Annotated in this window: 12 protein-coding genes; 3 read left to right on the top strand and 9 right to left on the bottom strand. The window is 53.1% G+C overall.

The window, feature by feature from the left end; translation table 11 throughout:
• Positions 1 to 5 precede the first annotated feature (5 nt).
• From PsAD37_RS12710 to PsAD37_RS12695, 3 genes are all read right to left on the bottom strand, one after another.
• Entirely contained in the window at positions 6 to 707 is a 702-nt protein-coding gene (locus PsAD37_RS12710) for a phosphatidylserine decarboxylase (RefSeq protein WP_057466061.1), read from the bottom strand.
• 156 nt (positions 708 to 863) lie between these two features.
• The gene (locus PsAD37_RS12705; protein ID WP_057466188.1) at positions 864 to 2,804 is read right to left on the bottom strand and encodes an ABC transporter ATP-binding protein/permease; all 1,941 of its coding nucleotides are present in this window, start codon (positions 2,802 to 2,804) and stop codon (positions 864 to 866) included.
• Between the two features lie 293 nt (positions 2,805 to 3,097).
• Positions 3,098 to 4,516, bottom strand: a complete 1,419-nt coding sequence (locus PsAD37_RS12695; protein WP_208991851.1) for an Ig-like domain-containing protein — start codon at positions 4,514 to 4,516, stop codon at positions 3,098 to 3,100.
• A 266-nt stretch (positions 4,517 to 4,782) separates the two neighbouring features.
• Here PsAD37_RS12695 and PsAD37_RS12690 point away from each other — a divergent pair, with 266 nt between their 5' ends.
• Positions 4,783 to 5,373: a TIGR00730 family Rossman fold protein gene (locus tag PsAD37_RS12690; protein WP_063288372.1), complete on the top strand. Its 591-nt coding sequence runs from the start codon at positions 4,783 to 4,785 to the stop codon at positions 5,371 to 5,373.
• A 54-nt stretch (positions 5,374 to 5,427) separates the two neighbouring features.
• Here the strand turns inward: PsAD37_RS12690 and rarD are convergent, their stop codons facing one another.
• The 3 genes from rarD to cysS form a co-directional block, all read right to left on the bottom strand.
• A complete protein-coding gene (gene rarD, locus PsAD37_RS12685) occupies positions 5,428 to 6,369 on the bottom strand; it encodes an EamA family transporter RarD (RefSeq protein ID WP_063296451.1) in 942 nt (313 codons plus the stop codon).
• 122 nt (positions 6,370 to 6,491) lie between these two features.
• Entirely contained in the window at positions 6,492 to 8,096 is a 1,605-nt protein-coding gene (gene cimA / locus PsAD37_RS12680) for a citramalate synthase (protein ID WP_063296450.1), read from the bottom strand.
• 212 nt (positions 8,097 to 8,308) lie between these two features.
• A complete protein-coding gene (gene cysS / locus PsAD37_RS12675) occupies positions 8,309 to 9,760 on the bottom strand; it encodes a cysteine--tRNA ligase (protein WP_063296449.1) in 1,452 nt (483 codons plus the stop codon).
• Between the two features lie 278 nt (positions 9,761 to 10,038).
• On the opposite strand from cysS, the gene PsAD37_RS12670 reads away from it, so the two are divergent.
• Positions 10,039 to 11,919: a murein L,D-transpeptidase gene (locus tag PsAD37_RS12670; protein WP_063296448.1), complete on the top strand. Its 1,881-nt coding sequence runs from the start codon at positions 10,039 to 10,041 to the stop codon at positions 11,917 to 11,919.
• Positions 11,920 to 13,016: 1,097 nt separating this feature from the next.
• Here PsAD37_RS12670 and PsAD37_RS12665 read toward each other — a convergent pair.
• Complete coding sequence (locus PsAD37_RS12665) at positions 13,017 to 13,526, bottom strand: CreA family protein (protein ID WP_063288411.1); 510 nt, start codon at positions 13,524 to 13,526, stop codon at positions 13,017 to 13,019.
• Positions 13,527 to 13,787: 261 nt separating this feature from the next.
• On the opposite strand from PsAD37_RS12665, the gene PsAD37_RS12660 reads away from it, so the two are divergent.
• A complete protein-coding gene (locus PsAD37_RS12660; protein ID WP_193778263.1) occupies positions 13,788 to 14,804 on the top strand; it encodes a DUF2865 domain-containing protein in 1,017 nt (338 codons plus the stop codon).
• Here the strand turns inward: PsAD37_RS12660 and gltX are convergent.
• Positions 14,767 to 16,131: a glutamate--tRNA ligase gene (gene gltX / locus PsAD37_RS12655; RefSeq protein WP_063296446.1), complete on the bottom strand. Its 1,365-nt coding sequence runs from the start codon at positions 16,129 to 16,131 to the stop codon at positions 14,767 to 14,769. The genes PsAD37_RS12660 and gltX overlap by 38 nt on opposite strands.
• 131 nt (positions 16,132 to 16,262) lie before the next feature.
• Entirely contained in the window at positions 16,263 to 17,483 is a 1,221-nt protein-coding gene (locus PsAD37_RS12650) for an MFS transporter (protein ID WP_063296445.1), read from the bottom strand.
• Positions 17,484 to 17,520 lie beyond the last annotated feature (37 nt).

Genomic DNA, 17,520 nt, shown 5'->3' with positions numbered 1-17,520 from the left:
CTACCTTAAGAAACGCGGGCAACGATGTCGCCTGCTTCTTCATCTTTCAGATTTGCCAGAATACTCTCACCAGCAATCATGGTCTGGCCAAGGGCAACTTGTGGCTTTGTCCCCTGAGGCAGGTAAACATCAAGACGGGATCCAAAGCGGATCAGACCGAAGCGATCACCTGCAGAAATGTTTTCGCCTTCTTTTACGAAGCACACAATACGGCGTGCTACGAGGCCAGCGATTTGCACAACGCCGATGCGGGCATTGTCGTTTTCAATGATCAGGCCATTGCGCTCATTGTGCTCACTTGCCTTGTCCAGTTCCGCATTCAGAAACTTTCCGGCCTTGTAAGCCACACGCGTGATGCGGCCTGCCATTGGCGCACGGTTTACGTGGCAGTTAAAGACGTTCATGAAGATGCACACACGCATCATCGGCTGATCGCCCAGATCCAACTCCCGTGGCGGGATAACGGACCCCATCAGGCACACAGTTCCGTCTGCGGGGGAAACAATCAGGCCGTCTTTAACAGGAGTGACGCGCGGCGGATCGCGGAAGAAGTAACAGACCCATCCAGTCAGGAAAAGGCCGATCCAGAATAGGGGCGACCAGAACCATCCCAAAATGATGGTCAGGACAGCTGCAATGGCAATAAACGGGTAGCCTTCTTTATGAATAGGAACCAGTGTCTTGGAAATGCTGTCCGCCAAAGACATCTTTACCACCTTTGCTAGAGTGAGGGGTTCAGCTATTGAACCCCTCAGACGTTAAGTTTCTGCTCATAGAGCAACTCAGAGAGATCTGTGCAAGCAACTCTAGCTTATTTAAACAGAGATTCCCCTGATTGCGCGCTGAGCAATCACTTGAACCCACTATTTCTTATCAGTTATGCCCTCAATTAGGCTTTCCTCAGCACTTTTACCTCTGGAAATGAAGCCCTGATCATCTTCACGCATCTGCGCAAGGCGCGCTTCCGCTTCACTGACTTCACGCTGGCGGCTCCACATGGAAGCGTAGAGACCGTCATTTGCCATCAGTTCAGCATGCGTCCCCTGCTCAACCGCTTCACCTGCCTTCAGAACGAGGATCTGATCTGCGTTCACCACGGTGGAGAGACGGTGGGCGATGACAAGCGTGGTCCGGTCTTTGGAGACAATATCCAGAGCCGACTGGATTTCCTGCTCTGTGTGCGTGTCCAAAGCCGAGGTTGCTTCATCAAGAATGAGGATTGGCGGACTTTTCAGGATGGTCCTTGCAATCGCGACGCGCTGCTTTTCACCGCCTGAGAGCTTCAGGCCACGTTCGCCCACTTCACTTTCATAGCCATGTGGCAGAGCTTCGATGAAGTGATCGATCTGAGCCAGTCTGGCTGCCTCTTTCACTTCTTCCTCTGATGCCCCTACGCGGCCATAGCCGATGTTGTAGGCGATGTTGTCGTTGAACAGAACCGTATCCTGAGGAACCATACCAATGTGATCGCGCAGGGATTTCTGCGTCACTTCGCGGACATCCTTGCCATCAATAGTGATGCGGCCCGAGGTGACATCATAGAAACGGAACAGCAGACGAGAAATCGTGGACTTGCCTGCCCCAGATGGACCAACAATCGCGATGGTGCTGCCTGCAGGCACTTCGAAGTTCACGCCTTTCAGGATCGGGCGCTCTTCGTCGTAGTGGAAATGCACGTCCTCGAATTTGATGGTGGCTTCTTTGACCTTCAGGTTCTCCGCAAGCGGCTCATCCTGAATTTCAGGTTCTACGGCCAGTACGGAGAACATGGCTTCCAGATCAGCAATGCCCTGACGGATTTCGCGATAGATGAAGCCAATGAAGTTGAGCGGAACCGACAGCTGCATGAGCAGCGCGTTGATCATGACGAAATCACCGATGGTCTGCTCACCGCGCTGAATTGCCATGGCGGACATAACCATACATGTGGTCATACCTGCACCGAGGATCAGCGCCTGCCCGAAGTTGAGCCAGGAGAGCGAGGTCCATGTTTTGATTGCAGCGCGCTCATACCCGCGCATTGCCTTATCAAAACGGCCACGTTCCATTTCCTCGTTGCCGAAATACTTGACGGTTTCGAAGTTCAGAAGGCTGTCAACGGATTTGCTGTTTGCATCATTGTCCGCGTTGTTCATGTCACGGCGGATCTGGATACGCTTATCGGAGGCGACGACTGTGTAGTAGACGTAGGCAAAGACAGTCGCGCCAACGACCAGGACATACCAGAGGCCAAACTGGAACCAGATTACAACAGCCATCATCGCAAATTCGACGACAGTTGGAATACCGCTCAGGATCGTGAAACGAACGATGCCTTCAATCCCCTTCACTCCGCGATCGATCACACGGGTCAGGCCACCAGTGCGGCGTGACAGGTGATAGCGGAGAGACAAGGCGTGAAGGTGCTGGAAGGTCAGATTGGCGAGTTCGCGAACGGCGTGGAGGCCAACGCTTGAAAAGATCGCATCACGGATCTGGTTAAACCCGACAGCCATTGTTCTGGCGACGTTGTAGGCCAGGACCAACATGATTGGCGCGACAAGAATTGGCGGCAACCATTTTGGCAAAACGCTGGCGTCAGTCAGGGCATCGGTTGCCCATGCATAAAGATAGGGTGCGAAAACGGTAATAATTTTTGCGACAATCAACGCCGCGAGGGCCAGAACGACACGCTTTTTAAGCTCCGGCCTTGCATCTGGCCACATGTAAACCCAAAGAGTTTTCAGTGAACGAAGCAAGCCTTTATCGTCTGCATCCAAAGCAGGGGCGGATTTTGCCTGCTGTTTTTTGCTTGTTGCAGTCATGCTAGTGCCTTGTTGCCCGGCGCGCTTCTTAAAACGCAGAAGCGGTTGGCGAATTTGGAATGTCATATCAGAAGAGCAATGATCCAGAACGCGTTCATTGCCATCAGATTGGAGAGAGTCTTTCGCTCTCTTTTGAAGCGCACCCTTATCCGAAAACCGGAACCACTTTTCGGGAGCACGCAGTAGGATCGCAAACCAGAGAAAGCGCTGGATTGCTCATCCAGCGCTTTCCTAAAGATCAATCTGGAAAGCTTTCTCTTCTTAAATAGGACGTTCGAAGAGAAGAATCCAGATCAGTTATTAATTGTTTTCCAATTCAGGTCAGCCACAGGCAACATGAACACCTGCCCCGGGAAGATCATATCCGGATTTTGGATCTGCTGGCTGTTGGCCTGATAGATGGTGGTGTAGCGTGTGCCTTTGCCATAGAGACGACGGGAAATAGTCCAAAGGTTATCGCCGCGGCGGATGATAACGTTCGGCAACTCGCCAATGCCAACGGTTGCAGAGGCTCCTTTTGAACCAGACCCTTCCGCAACAAGGCGAACCGGGATCATGGCAACGTCATTCTCACCTTTGGTGAAGACAACCTGTGCGCGGGCTTCCACTTTACCGTTGGTGTTCTCGACTTTATCAGCTCGGACTTCCACATTGCCAGCAGGGATTGTTTTCTCAGCTTCCACGAGCCAGCGACCTTCGGTGCCTGCCTGTGCTTCGCCAACAAACTCTTCGCCTACATAAACACGAACTTGCGCGCCAGGCTCACTTTCGCCAGCAACGAAGACCTTGCCCTTCTCAGTTTCAACGGCTTTGACAGTCAGCTGCGGCTCTTCAGTTGCGGCTGCAACCGGTGCTGCAGGTGTCTCAACTGGCGCCGGAGTTTGCGCTGCGACTTCAACAGGCGCGTCAGCGGTCTGTGTGGCTGCTTCTGGAGCTGGTGCAAATGTTGTATTTACAGGTGCAGGCGTCTCAGTGACGGCAATTTCAGTATTTGCAGATACTTGTGCTGGTGTTTCAGCCGCTGCATTAACCGGAGCTGGTGCTTTTTCCTTTGCGCCAGGGGTCTGTGCAGCTGCATCTGCATTCGCTGTTGCAACGGGTTCTGCAGTCACAGGTGTTTCCGGCAGCTGGAGAATTTTCGATGGTGCGTCTGGTTCATTCAGAACAACCAGAACCTCGCCAGTTTCGTCTTCAGGCACAGACACTGCGATGTGTTGCTGCGAGCCGCTCTTTTCTTGAGTTTCCTGACTGGTCGCTTCAAGGCTGACATCATGGTCGCCCGGCTTCAGCGGTCTTTCAAGAACAATTGCAAATTCACCGCTGTTGTTCGCAATGCCTTTGCCGACCACATCCCCGTTGGAGATGAGCGCAACAATGGAACCAGCTTCAGCGCGGCCAGCGACAACGGCGTCGCCTGACGGCTCAACGCGCATCACATCAAAACTTGGAACATTGTCGGTGGTAACAGCGGCGGTATCCAGCTGAGTGGTCACTTCAGGAGCTTTGCCAGCTTCTGCCTTGTCCGTCTGAGTGCCCGACGAGTTGAGCTGTACTTTGCCATTTGCAGCAGCCTCCAGCTTTGCAACAGCCTTTTCAGCTTCTGCAACAACCGAAGTATCTTCCTTGCTCAGGTAGTACGCCCCCGCACCGATTGCGCCTGCAGCAACAGCTACAGCAACTGTCAGCAACCAGTTCATCCCCGATTTCGACATGGTTCTCAATTGCTCCTCAAGCAGACCATAGTTCACTCGACATGGCATGCTTTGACATTATATCAGATTGTCCGGATATCAGTTTATCCGGCTGTCTCTTTTTCTTAGCTTTAGGCAAAAAGGACAGACTTTAATCGTGTTTGTTATACATGTTTAACCCGAGGGGCAAGGTGCGCCATGTCAGGCAAGTTGCGCATATAGTGAAGTTAACCTCATTTTACGAGCCTTGCTTGACGTTCCCCCTAGCCTAATGCGACAGAATACCTATGAAAACCTTGAAAAGCATCTGCGTATATTGCGGCTCCAATGCTGGAAGTCAGCCGCTGTTTGAAAAAGCGGCGATTCAGCTTGGTGAATTATTAGCCCGTGAAGGGATTCGACTCGTTTATGGTGGCGGATCCATTGGACTTATGGGAGCTGTTGCGAAAACTGTTCTTGAAAATGGCGGAGAAGTCACCGGTGTCATTCCGAAGTTCCTGATGGAACGAGAGGTGATGCTGGAAGATGCTCATGAGCTGATCGTTACTCAGGACATGCATGAGCGCAAACGCACCATGTTTGAAAAAGCTGATGCGTTTATCGCACTGCCCGGTGGGATCGGCACTCTTGAGGAACTTGTGGAGATGCTGACCTGGGCTCAGCTTGGCCGCCATGACAAGCCCATGCTGCTTCTCAACCTTGACCAGTTCTGGACGCCTTTGGTGGAATTGCTCGACCATATGCGTAGTCTTGGCTTTATTCGCCCGGACAGCGACATCACCTACGAGATCACCGAGGATGTTGCTCAAAGCGTCGATATCCTTTGCAAGGCCATTGAGGGCTGCAAAGTTGAACATCCTGATTTGAAGGATATGTAACAAAAAGGCCGCTGAGTATTCAGCGGCCTTTTTTAATTGCGGTCTATTTTACAGTTACGCCAGCTTCGCAACGCGGCGTCTTGCTATCACACCGTCGACCGAGAAGATGACGAGTGAGAACCAGATCATTCCAAACGCAAACAAGCCCTCAATCGACAACTCTTCACCAAACAGCCAAATGGCGCTGAGGAAGTGGATGGATGGCGCTATGTATTGCAAGAAGCCAATGTAAATCATCGGCAAGCGGCGCGCTGAAAAGGCGAAAACCACCAATGGGACTGCTGTGATCACACCTGTGAACAGCAGCAGAGACAAGAACCATGGGTGTTCCACCGGAATTGCCGGATAGATGCCACCAGTGCCAGCCTGCGCGAAGTACCAGATGCCGACTAGCGCGAATGGCAGGACGAGCAGAACTTCCACCAACTGGCCAGCAACGGCGCTTACAGGGGCTTGCTTGCGCACATAGCCGTAGAGCGCAAAGCTGAGGGCCAGTACCACAGACACCCACGGCAGTTCACCTACCTCAAAGGTTTTGTAGAGCACGGCAAAGATGGTGATCGCCAGCGCTACAAGCTGCGCTTTGGACAGACGTTCGGACAATAGCACTACGCCCAGGCCTACGCTGACGAGCGGGTTGATGAAATAGCCGAGACTGGCATCCAGCACCCTGCCCGTTTCCACCGACCAGATAAAGATGGTCCAGTTGATGCTGATGACCGAGGCCGACACCAGCAGGTATCGCAGGCGCGAGAAGTCGCAGAAGATCGCAAGGACCTCCTTGCGTAGTTTGCTCATGACCAGAAAGGCGCCAAGAAACAGCACGGAGCCAATCACGCGATAGCAAATCACGATGATCGCCGGCATGTCTGCTGTGAGCTTATAGTACATGGGAGCAAAGCCCCACATGAGATAAGCAGATACTGCTGCGATCAGTCCAGCCTTGAACGCTTCTGGCGTGCTTAGCGGATCAGCAGCGGACGCTGACTGGCTCATACAACCCTCATATTACAACGTAAACAGGCGCCAGAGATCCTGACGCCAGTTAAAAAAGGAAGGCGTGGCCGCGCGTCCGCGACCACAAATCGTTTCGTGCTCAAGAGCCTTTAGGGCGCTTTTCAGGCTGTTTCCAGCTCATTCGCTTTGAAAATGCAATAACGAACGGAATCGACCAAGGCCTGGAAGGACGCGTCTACGATGTTTTCAGAGACGCCGACTGTGAACCAGCGTTTGCCGGTTTTCTTGTTCTGGCTTTCTATGAGAACGCGTGTGATCGCGCTGGTGCCACCATTCAGTATTCGCACCTTATAATCTATCAGTTCAAGGTCAGCTATCAGGCTTTGGTATTTGCCGAGGTCCTTGCGCAGCGACAGATCGAGTGCGTTGACCGGACCATTACCCTCTGCGACAGACATGAAATTCTCACCATCTACTTCCACCTTTACGACCGCTTCAGAGACGGTGACACGCTCGCCCAGCGCATTGTAGCGGCGCTCGACACCAGTGCGGAAGGACAGGACGTCGAAGTAATCCGGCACGGAATGCAGGCGTCTACGTGCAAGCAGCTCGAAGGAGGCGTCTGCGGCTTCATAGGCAAAGCCCTGAGCTTCCAGTTCCTTCACTTCGGCCAGCAGACGGTCGAGACGCGGATCGGCTTTGTCAGCTTCAACGCCAAGGCGTTTCAGCTCATTAAGCAGGTTGGACTTTCCAGCCTGATCGGAGACAAGCAAACGGCGCTGATTACCGACCATTTCTGGTGGGATATGCTCGTAAGTATCTGGGTTCTTGAGGATGGCAGAGGCATGGATGCCTGCTTTGGTGGCAAAGGCGTTGGCGCCGACATAAGGAGCGTGGACGTTGGAAGATCGATTCAAGATCTCGTCAAAACTCCTTGATATTGCTGTTAATTCTGTCAGATCCTCGACAACAATGCCAAGTTCGACCAGATCACGATACGGCTTTTTCAGCAGCATGTTCGGGATCAGGGTGATCATATTAGCATTGCCGCAACGCTCGCCAATGCCGTTGAGCGTGCCCTGCACCTGACGGACGCCAGCGACGACAGCTGCCAGCGTGTTCGCGACCGCATGGCCGGTGTCATCATGAGCGTGGATGCCCAGATTGCTGCCCGGCACCACTTGCATCACTGCATTGACGATCTGCGTGACTTCGTGTGGAAGTGTGCCACCGTTGGTATCGCACAGAACCACCCAGCGCGCACCAGCTTCAAAAGCGGTTTGTGCGCAGGCCAGAGCGTAGTCCGGGTTTGCCTTGTAGCCATCAAAGAAGTGCTCACAGTCGATCATGGCTTCTTTGCCCGCCTCGACGGAGGCTTTGACGGTGTCTGCGATGCTTTCCAGATTTTCCTCGTTGGTGCACTTCAGCGCAACATCAACGTGGTAGTCCCAGCTTTTTGCCACATAACATGTGGCGTCTGCTGCCGACTGGAGGACCATTTGAACACCGGGATCATTGCTGACAGAGCGCCCAGCGCGCTTGGTCATGCCGAACGCGGTGAAGGTCGCTTTCTTTGTTCTTTTTTCGGAGAAGAACTGTGTATCTGTTGGGTTTGCGCCCGGGTAACCGCCTTCAATATAGTCGACGCCCAGTCTCTCCAATAAGTCGGTAATGGCAATTTTTTCGTCCACGGAGAAATCAATGCCGGAGGTCTGAGCCCCATCGCGCAATGTCGTGTCGAAAAGATACAGACGCTCTTTCGTCATAGTATGCCTACCCTGCTTATTGTCCTGAGTTCACCCTCAGGCTCCCCTCATGTGACGGAGGTTTCCCTTTGTCTCCGTAGGAATTCTCAAGGCACGTATTGCGGGCGCCTTGAGAAAACTTAGCAAGCCTAACGGGTTATCCCGGATAGAACCATGGAGCAGACTTCAAGTTTCCTTGTGGTATCTGCGTAGTCCATGGCTCTGAAACCTCGTTAAGCGCAGGACCAGGTGGTCTCGATTTCACCTGTTTCCTTGTTTTTCATGTCTTTGAGCACAATGCCGTCGGCTGCCAGCTCATCGCGGATGCGGTCGCTTTCAGCAAAGTCTTTTGCCTTGCGGGCATCCAGACGTTTTGCAATCAGCTCTTCCACTTTGGCCTTCAGCTCCGGAGAGGCATCTGCTTCAGCTTTTTCTTCTTCCTGAGCTTTGGAAAATGATTCAAGGTCAAAGCCCAAGAATTTGATAGAATTAGCTAATTTCTGTGCAGCGTCTGCATCTCCCCCGCGTGCATCGCGGGCCAGTTTGTGAAGAGCGGCAAAGGCACGTGGTGTGTTCAGGTCGTCTTTCAGGCCTTCCAGAACACCTTCATCCAGTGCGCCATTTTCCTGTGCTGTGACACCGTGCTTCTTCATCAGCTCAATCCAGCGGGTGAGCTGCTTTTCGCCTTCTGCCAGACTTTTGAATGTAAAGTCGATTGGCTGACGATACTGGGTTTGAAGCAGAGCATAACGGATGGCCTGACCAGACCATTTACGTCCATCGCCTTCTTCCGTGTCCAACAGCTGGTGAACGGTGAAGAAGTTGCCCAGAGATTTGGACATCTTCTCGCCTTCCACCTGCAGGAAGCCGTTGTGCATCCACACATTTGCCATGGCATGCGTGCCGTGAGCACATCTGGATTGTGCAATCTCGTTTTCATGATGCGGGAACGTCAGATCGACACCGCCGCCATGAATATCAAAGACTTTACCCAAATGCTTTTCGGACATTGCGGAACATTCGATGTGCCAGCCCGGACGACCTGGTGTTTTAATGCCACATGGGCTTTCCCACCCCGGCTCATCCGCTTTGGATGGCTTCCAAAGCACGAAGTCGGTTGGGTCTTTTTTGTAGGACGCGACTTCCACACGCGCACCGGCGATCATCTCGTCCAGTGTGCGGTTGGAGAGTTTGCCGTACTCGGGCATGCTTGGCACATTGAAGAGAACATGCTCGTCCGCGACATAGGCATGGCCTTTGTCGACGAGTGTCTCGATCATCGTTTTCATCTCTTCGATGTGGTCGGTTGCCCGCGGCTCAATATCCGGCGCTTGTGCCCCCAGCTCAGCCATGTCCTCATGGTATTGGCCAGCGGTTTTTTCGGTCAGCTCACGAATGGAAATACCTTCGTTTGCTGCGCGCTCGTTGATTTTGTCGTCAACGTCTGTGATGTTTCGCACATATGTGACATGCTCTTTGCCATAGAGTTGACGCAGCAATCTGGCCAAAACGTCAAAAACTACGACTGGGCGCGCATTACCAATATGGGCGTAGTCATAAACGGTGGGACCACACACATACATGCGCACGTTGGACGCATCCATTGGCACAAAAGCTTCTTTTGTGCGTGTCAAAGTATTGGTGAGCAGAAGTCCCTTGTCGCCCTGGGCTGTGTCTGCGCTCATAATGGTTCGTCTCCTGGCCAGCTGGCCGGGCGTTCATCTCACGCAGAATCAAGGCAGGATAGAACGGCCACAGCCAGCGTTGTCGCTAGCTGCAAATAATGATGGTGCAAGAAGAAGTGTGCATCGCCGTTTTCATATGTTGCTTTTCGCTGATTGTTGCTTACAGGTCAAGTCTTAGTCTCACCAGATCACCCACATTTCTAACTAAGTTAAATACAAAATTTCTACCCGAAGATGCAATTCTAAGGGAAAGCCAAGAAAAAACAGGGAAGTAAAACGTGTCTCACAAGAGTATCTGTGCCACCGTTGTCGCTGCAAGTCTGATTGGAATGAGTTCGCCTTCAAGTGCGACCGGTAATGCCACCTCCTCTGTGAACCCTATAGACCCGCTAAATTTTAATGAGACTGCGGCCTCACCACCAGCTGCCACGCCTTCCCCGGACGATCTTGTACTGCCGGAAATTGATCCCTTAGTCCTGCCAGAAAGCGAGCTGCAAGCTCCGGATCTCACTGGACCTGCCGGGCAAGTTCTAGATCCATCCCTGTCAGAGCTGTCTGAGTTGGAGCAAACCATCCGGGATCTGATCTTTTCTGAAGATGAAATCGAGCAAGCTGGTTTTAGTTCGCGGCAAGTGGATGCCCTGGCAGAGGCTTACTCCTTACGCAACTTCCGCCCTGTCTGGTTTGAAGACCAGTCTTTGACGCCGCTTGCCAACCATTTGATTGACGAGATTCGCAAGGCCCCAACCCATGGGCTTGATCCGCAAGCCTATGGTGTCCGGCAGCTGGCTTCCATTCTGGATGTGATGGAAGCGTCCAACGCAACGGCCACTTTGCGTGAGATCGCTGTTGTTGAGCTGCAGCTGACCCGCGTTTTTGCCAGTTACGGCGCCCACCTTGCTGGCGGCGTTGTGCGCCCGACCAAGGTGCTGAAGAATGTATTTATCACCCCGCAGGTTCCAAAGCTGAATGACATGCTTACTCGGCTGGAAGAAACCCGGTCTGTTGAGCAGTTGTTTGCCAGCCTTGAGCCAGAGGCACCGTCCTACGATCTTTTGAAAGACCAGCTGGCCCGATATAACGCGGCCCTCACCTCTGATTACCCTGTCTACATCGAAGATGGCCCGAGCATCCGGCCCGGTGACACAGGTGCGCGCATCTCGCAGTTGGAGAAACGACTGCAAACCGAGGGCTATGCGCCCTATTACTCCGGATACTCCGGCGCCAACGAGCAAGACGTGGCGCCCGCCTTTTACAATGATGATATGGTTGCGCTCGTAAAAAGCTTCCAGAAACGTCATGGTTTGAGCGTGGACGGCGTTGTTGGCAAGAAGACCCGGGCAGCGCTGAATGCCTCACTCACAGACCGCCGCGATCAAATCCTTGTTAATCTGGAACGCATGCGCTGGGATGATCCGCTTCCTTCTGGCCGCTATGTGAAAGTCAACGTGGCTGAACAGATTGTGCGGGTGATGGAAGGCACGGACGTGCTTTATGAGACCCGCAGCGTAGTGGGCAAGCCCCGCCATGCCACGCCTTTGTTCTCTGACACCTTTGAGTATGCAGAGATTAATCCGACATGGGGGGTGCCCTGGTCCATTGCCACCAATGAGTATTTGCCCAAGCTGCGCAAGAATGCCTCTGCCTTGTCTGGTAGCGGGATCAACGTTTACAAGAATGGTCGGCGTGTCGATCCGACGGCAATCAACTGGAATGCTGTCAGCAAACGCAGGTTCGGGTATCAGCTCCGCCAGAAGGCCGGACGTAAAAACGCTTTGGGTGCTGTGAAGTACATGTTCCCCAATAAGCACAACATTTATCTGCACGACACGCCATCCAAGCGCCTGTTCAATAAAGATCAGCGTGCCTTTAGCCATGGATGCATCCGGGTTCAGGATCCATTTACATTCGGGGAAGTGCTGCTTTCCGGTTCGGGCCACAGCCGCGCCAAGATGGAAAAGCTGCGCGCCCGGGGCAAAACTGTTCGCCTGAAGCTGAAAGAGACCGTGCCCGTGCATCTGCGCTATTACACCGCTTTTGCTGGTGATGATGGGGAACTTCAGTTCCGGGAAGACATCTACAAGCAGGACAATGCGATTCTGGAGGCTCTGCTCACCTCGCAAGATGCATTCAAGATAAAGATGGCCTCAACCTACTGACCTGACAAATATGCGCAAATTGCCACGTCCCTTATCAGGGATATGGTTAATAGTGCATATTTGAATTAGCTGTGCTAATATATCCCCAATAGAACTGCATTTCATAATTCAAACGGGGGTTGATTATGCTGAAGCAGGCTATGGGTGCAATGATTGTGGCAAGTGCTATCTCAAGCCCGATCATTTTCCTTGCGGTTTACCTGTTTATGAACTCTGCGTGAGTTCAAAGCCATCTCTTTAGATGGTGCTGATAAAACTGAGAGTTCCCCAAATTTTAAGGGCAGCGTTCCACGCTGCCTTTTTCTTTGCATGAATTTCGCTCACCTAAAACAGTTAAATCGGCAAACTGGTTGTTTTGTGTTGCTGGCAAGGTGATGTTGAGGTGGTTGTGTGTGGAGGCTGGGCTTCAGGCGGCAGTGCCTCTTGCCATCATACCGGACGCAGCGAAGCAAGGGTCCCGTATCCAGTGCAATTCCTGCTGAGATTATTAGTAGGTGAGGCTCTGGTTCCCGCATCGCGCTTCGCTTGCGCGGGATGACGGCGCTGGGTGACGACGCGGGTTGCTGGCTGGGCCGAACAAAACTTATCCCCGTCACCTAAAAGCTGCCTTACTCTGTGTCTCGTGCCCACGCATTCGGGCAGGAGTGGACCGTCCATTCCGCGGCGTGGGTGGGGTTGGGCTGCCGGCATGAGGTAACGTATCGTGTCGGGAGGTCCGGTGAAGCGCCATACCCTTTTGAGGCCACAGTGGTATAGGGAGTTTGGGGTCGTTCCGGAGGGCGTCCGGTGGTGACAAGAAATTGTCGATGACAGGGAAACCTGTCAGTGACACGGGGACGTGTCATTCACGTCTGTCCGAGAGGGAGCCCGCGCGTTCATGATAAAAGGCCCGGGCGAGGCGAGCAGCCATTGCCGAAGAAACATTATTTACAAGTAGCGCAGGCAAAGCCTGTTCGCCTTGCTCCACCCGTTAAACGGGATCCTCAAACACAAACACCGCCGAGATAGCCCAGCGGTGCTCAAAGTGCTTGAAAAGCAGATGTCAAATCTACGCGTATTCTTATCCGAAAACCGGAGCCACTTTTCAGGAACAGGCTTTAGTCATCCAGATAGTCAGCACACTTTTCCGGAACCTGATCGCCCCACGGCATGATCGGCACGGTAGACGTAGAGTTCTTCGGGCTGCCTTCTACGAGCTTGTCGGAGTAGACCAAATAGACCAGCACGTTTCGCTTTGCGTCACAGCCACGGACAATGCGCATTTTTTTGAAGAACAGCGAGCGGCTCTGGCGGTAGACTTCGTCGCCTTGCTCAAACTTACTTTTGAATTTGATGGGGCCAACCTGACGGCAGGCCAATGAGACATCGGAGGTTTCTTCTTCCAGTCCGAGCCATCCGGAAAAGCCACCTTTTTCGGGCACTGTGAAGTGACAGGCGACGCCTTCGACTTCCGGGTCATCCAGTGCGTAAGTCGCCAGCTTGTGGTCCGGGCTCAAGAACTTCCAGACGGTTGACTTCTTGAAGATCAGATCCGGCTCCTGTGCCTGCGCAGCGGTGCCAAGCATCCCCAGCGTTACTCCAAGAACGACCGTCGCGGTGCTCACCATTTTCAGGACTGTTTTCCCAAGCGCAGAGATCTGCACGGCTCCCCTCCATTTTCAAAAGAACAAATCAAATCACTCCCGATATAGGAGGTTTTTTGGCAACTACCAGCAAGAGAACCAGAGATTTTTGTAAAACCTACCGGAATCCGTTGGTTTTGCCCCAATAAGGCCATAGAATAGCTTATCTCTAAGATTTCTCTGAGGAAACCAGTATTGCGGGCTATGACCATTTCCAGACTCCCCTTCGCGCACTCATGCGCAGCCGTGGCTCTTGCCCTTGGCGCCTCCCTTATTTGGACCGGCAGTGCGTTTGCACGCCCTCAGGTGTGCGACAGGCTTGAGACGGAGTTTATCGAGCTTTCTGAGCAGGTCGAAAGCAATGGCAGCTCCAACAGCTGGCAAACGGCCTATGAAGAGCAGCTGGTTCATATCCGAAATGTGCAGTCCCAGATGTCCAACTTCGGCTGTGATGGCTCTTTTGGCCCTGCTCAGTGCCAGCAGCTGAGTTCCTCTCTTCAGCAGATGAATGAGAATCTGACCTATCTCGACAGTCAGAGACAGCAGGAACTGTATTCCAGCGTTTTGCAGGACCGGCTTACTGAAGTGAAGCAAGCGCTGGTTGATCTGAACTGCTCAGATCGTTCTGACCAGCAAGTCCAGCCACTGACACCGCCACCTGCGCAGGCCAATCAGCCTTTGCAGCTGGAACCGCGTTCGACCGCAGGTTTCTCCTCTGGTGGTCAGCAGTATGCGACCATGTGTGTGCGCAAGTGTGATGGCTACTACTTCCCGATCAATCCGAATTCCAGTGCAGAAGATCTGACGGAAGATGGAGAGATTTGTCAGGCGCTGTGTCCAAGTCAGGACACTGAGCTTTATGTCTTCCAGGTTCCTCAGGAAACACCTGCGCAGATGCGCTCTTTGTCTGGTGCGCCTTATACGTCCCTTGCCAATGCCTATCTGTTCAGACAGCAGAACAACCCGGCTTGTTCCTGTGACGCAGCTGGTGGACAACCTGGCAATCTAGAGCCGACACCTGCGATCCCACCTCTGGAGCAGGCCCTTCCGGGTAATCAGCTGGAAGATCTGACACCGGGCGCAACAGCGACCTACCCTGCTATTCCGAACCAGAGTGAGCTGCGTCAGACTGTAAATGCAACAGAGGCCCAGAGTGATATCTCCGAGCCTCCGCTTGTTCAGAAGAAGTTTGTGCCGCGCGAGGTTGAACCCCGCACAGGCCCTATCAGGAAAGTCGGTCCAAAGTTTTTTCCCGACCGATAAGAGGTAGCATATTCTTCAGGTCTGGACCGTGTGCCAGACCTGTGATTGCCTTGCGCAGTGGCATGAACAGACCTTTGCCTTTGCGGCCTGTTTCAGCTTTGACAGCTTTGGTCCACTCGCCCCATGTTTCCTCGGTCCATGGCTCTTGCGGAAGCAGAGCTGTGGCCTGAGTGATGAAGTCCTTGTCTTCCTCGGCAATGTCTGGCGTGGCAGACCCAACGATCAGCTCCCACCATTTTTTCGCATCGCTTACGGTGGAGCAATTTTCTTTAATCGCAGTCCAGAACGCTTCATCACCCTCAACGCCGTCAGCTTTCAGGCGGTCTGCAACATCAGCAAAGCTCATGGCATGGACGAGTTTTGCAGTCAGGTGGCCCACATCTTCCGGGTCAAACTTTGCAGCAGACTTGGAGATGCCGGAGAAGTCGAGCATGTCTGCCAGAGCTTCCATGGTTGGAGCAGGTTCAACCGCGTGGCTGGTGCCTGTCAGCACTGCAAGGGAGCAGACTGCCATTGGCTCATAGCCCTCTTCCCGCAGTGAACGGATAGACAGGGCACCAGAGCGTTTGGAGAGCCCCTCACCTGATGCTGTGGTCAGCAGGTTGTGATGACCAAACTCAGGAACTTGTGTCCCCAGTGCCTGGAATATGGCAATCTGTACACCGGTATTGGCAATGTGGTCTTCACCGCGAATAACATGGGTGATGCCCATATCCGCATCATCCACAATGGATGGCAGCGTGTAGAGGTAGGTACCATCTGCGCGGATCAGCACCGGATCAGACAGGGAGGCAAGATCAACGGTCTGACGACCACGGATCACATCATCCCAATGCACTTCTGTTCTGACAGTGGAGAACGCATCGCCTTCTGCGTGGTTTGGCAGTTTGAAGCGCCAGTGTGGTTTGCGGCCTTCTGCTTCATAAGCAGCAATCTGCTCGTCAGTGAGCTTCAGGCCCGCACGGTCATAAACAGGAGGACGGCCCAGAGCACGCGCACGGTTACGGCGGCGTTCCAGCTCTTCCGGCGTCTCGTAGCATGGGTAAAGGAGGCCAGCGTCTTTCAGCTTGGCAGCTGCTGCATCATACAATGCAAAACGCCCGGATTGTTTTTCCACGCGATCAGGGTTGATACCCAGCCACTTCAAGTCTTCAGCAATACCAACTGCATACTCTTCTTTAGAGCGTTGCACGTCAGTATCGTCATAGCGCAGAACGAAATTGCCGCCCTGCTTCTTAGCAAAGAGATAGTTGAAAAGCGCCGGGCGCACATTACCGATATGGATGTGACCAGTCGGAGATGGCGCGAAGCGAACAGTAACACTCATGGCTGAGCCTTCTCATCAATAAACAAGTTTGACACTCGGGTATCGCGTTGGCCGGTACGGGTCAACCAGCCAATCTCCGATACCTACGGAATATCTCGGGTTTTAGGTTCAGTTACCGGCTTTTGCTGAATTCAAGCTGGAGAACGAACCAGCATCAGCTGCGGCTTTACGGCAAACAAAACCAGGCCCAGGCCAAAGCAATAAAGGCTGGAGAATGCAAACTGAGTGTCCAGCTCAATACCGTTATCCAGCAGGATACCCATAAGCCCCGGAGCTAGCGCAGAGGCAAAGACCATCATGGCGGAATACACTGCACGGATGGATCCCAGATGAGCTGTTCCGTAAAGTTCGGCCAAAACAGCAGAAGCAATCGCCCCCCAGGAGCCGACGGTTATGGCGAGGATGATCATCGCAATTGGCACAAAGTACTCTTCGCCGCCAAAGGCAAACACGAGCACACTCACACCGAGAGGAATAACAGAAAGCGGGAGCAATGAGACGGCAGAGAAACGGTCAATCAACATACCAGCAGTCATAGAGAACACAGCGCCAGCCGCTGCATAAAGTGGCAGATAGGATGGGATTACAGTCCGTGCCCAGCCCTTTGCTTCCATGAAGTGGACCTGATGGAACATGAGGCCTGTGACAAGAAACGGCACAGCGAGCACGGCTGTCATAACCACCCAGAACCGCCAGTCCGACATCACCTGCTTTCTGGTCCAGCTCACAGCAGGGCCATTTGAGCCTGAAGACTCAAGCGGGTTTTCCGGTGTCCGGTCTTTCTTGAGGGTCAGATAAGCCAGAGGAAGGAAGACGACGAGAAGCGTTATGCCCGCTGCGGACCAGAGATCCCGCCATGAGAATGCGACCATGAGCGAGACAGCGGCCAATGGCAAAAGCGCTTCGCCTGCCATGTTGCCAAAAGAGGCCAGGCTGAGTGCCTTCCCTCTGGAGCCATGAAACCAGCGCGACATGGCTGTCTGCGAAGTATGGGGGAGCATGCCCTGCCCGAACAGTCGTAAGCCATAGAGGCAAATTGCAAGTAATATGATGGAGTTATGCCAGCTCATTAAGAAACTGAATCCGGCAAGAATGATAATTGCAGCACACCCGACGACCACAGGGCGATAATAATCGACTATCCTGCCCAAGTAGATGAGCGTTGCAGCACTTGCTAGTGTCGCGAACATGTAAATTGAGCCGAAATCACCGTGAGAGAGGCTATAGGTCTCACGGATCTGAGAGGAAAATTGCGCGATGAAGAAGGTTTGACCAAAGCTGGAGCCAAACCCGAGCAGAAACCCGCCCGCGACCCAGCGCAGGTTGCGCTGGAGAAATTGGAAGAAAGTCATAGACTTAACCTAAAAAGCGTAGAAAGTGATTCAGGCA

The sequence above is a fragment of the Pseudovibrio sp. Ad37 genome (assembly GCF_001623075.1).
GTDB lineage: Bacteria > Pseudomonadota > Alphaproteobacteria > Rhizobiales > Stappiaceae > Pseudovibrio.
Note: the sequence above shows the minus strand (reverse complement) of the source record. Positions and strands in the feature narration are given on the sequence as shown.